We start from the raw sequence: 1467 nt of genomic DNA on the forward strand, positions 1-1467 counted from the left end.
GAACGCGCCGAAGATGTAGAAGACCCAGGAGAACGTCGAGATGATCGCGGCGCCGGCGGCGATGAAGATCGTGCGCAGCACCAGTGCCACCAGCACACCGACCATCAGCACGCGCTGCTGGTACTGGGCCGGCACCGAGAACTTCGCCATGATCAGGACGAACACGAAGAGGTTGTCGACGCTGAGCGACTTCTCCGTGATGTAGCCGGCGAAGAACTCGCCCGCGGGCCCGCCTCCGTAGACCACCAGCAGTCCGATCCCGAACGCCACCGCGAGGGCGACCCAGACCGCGCTCCAGATGCCTGCCTCCTTGAGGGAGACCTCATGGGGTTTGCGGCCGATGAAGAAGTCCACGGCGATGAGCGCGCAGAGCACTGCGACAGACAGCGCCCACACGCCAAGGGAGACGTTCACTGTTCCTCCGGGGCTGATGGTGCGAACTGACAGCGTTGTCAGACATCAGGAGCAAAACCACCCCCAGAAGGTAAACAAACGACTACGTCCGGGCATACGCACCGCACCGTGTCGGCGTGGTCGGTGTAGTCGGCGTGGTCTGCGTAGGCGGCATGGCCTGCGTAGGCGGCGTTCAGGACGCGGTGGCCTCGCGCCACAGGCTCCATGCGAGTCCGAGGCCGGCCAGGGCGATCGCGATACGGAGCGGGGCCTCGGGCAGGCGGCGTACGACCGCGGGGCCCATCCAGGCGCCCACGAAGCAGCCCAGGCCGAGCGTGAGGGCCGCGCTCCAGTCGACCGGGGCGAGGAAGGCGTAGGCGACGGCCGCGGTGACGTTGGCCGCGCCGGTGGCGATGTTCTTGACGGCGTTGGTCACCCGCAGGGGCTCCGCCGCGGACAGGGAGAGGACGGCCAGCATCAGGACGCCTGCCGCAGCGCCGAAGTAGCCGCCGTACAGGCCGACCAGCAGGACGGCGCAGGTCAGCGGGAGCTTCGGCAGGGATTCCTGGCCGGGGCTGAGTCTCACCGTGAGTCGTCGCAGGGGTTCGCGGGCCAGGATCAGGACCGAGCCGAGGGCTATGAGCCACGGTACGACCAGTTCGAACGTCTTCGACGGGGTGCTGAGGAGGAGGGCCGCGCCTATCGCGCCGCCCAGGGCCGCCGTGATGGCCAGGGGGACGAGTCGGGTGCGCTGGCCTCGGAGTTCCTCGCGGGAGCCGGCCGCGGATCCGACCGTGTTGGAGAAGAGGGCGACCGTGTTGGTGACGTTGGCTGCCACCGGGGGGAGGCCTGCGGCCAGTAGTGCGGGGTAGCTGAACAGGGAGGCCAAGCCTGCTATTGAGCCGGCCAGGCCGGAGGCTATGCCTGCGGCCAGGAGGAGGAGTGCGGCGCCGGGGGTTGGCTGGCCGGCGATCAGCGCTTGCACGTTGACCTCTTGTCTTTGCGGGTGCGGGGCGTTCTGGCGCGCCAGGGGTTTGTGTTGGCGTTGGCGTTCCATATTAGAGACGCCGTCTG

At 68.3% G+C, this 1467-nt stretch carries 2 protein-coding genes; both read right to left on the bottom strand.

What is annotated here, in order from left to right; translation table 11 throughout:
- The coding region (locus tag AOK17_RS46635) for a TerC family protein (RefSeq protein ID WP_425424701.1) at window positions 1–414 on the bottom strand (414 nt) is incomplete at its 3' end.
- A 172-nt stretch (window positions 415–586) separates the two neighbouring features.
- Window positions 587–1378 carry a sulfite exporter TauE/SafE family protein gene (locus AOK17_RS46640; protein WP_245697885.1) on the bottom strand — a complete coding sequence of 264 codons (792 nt, stop codon included), beginning with the start codon at window positions 1376–1378 and terminating at the stop codon, window positions 587–589.
- Window positions 1379–1467 lie beyond the last annotated feature (89 nt).

It is taken from the genome of Streptomyces phaeochromogenes, from assembly GCF_001418655.1.
Taxonomy (GTDB): Bacteria; Actinomycetota; Actinomycetes; order Streptomycetales; family Streptomycetaceae; genus Streptomyces; species Streptomyces phaeochromogenes.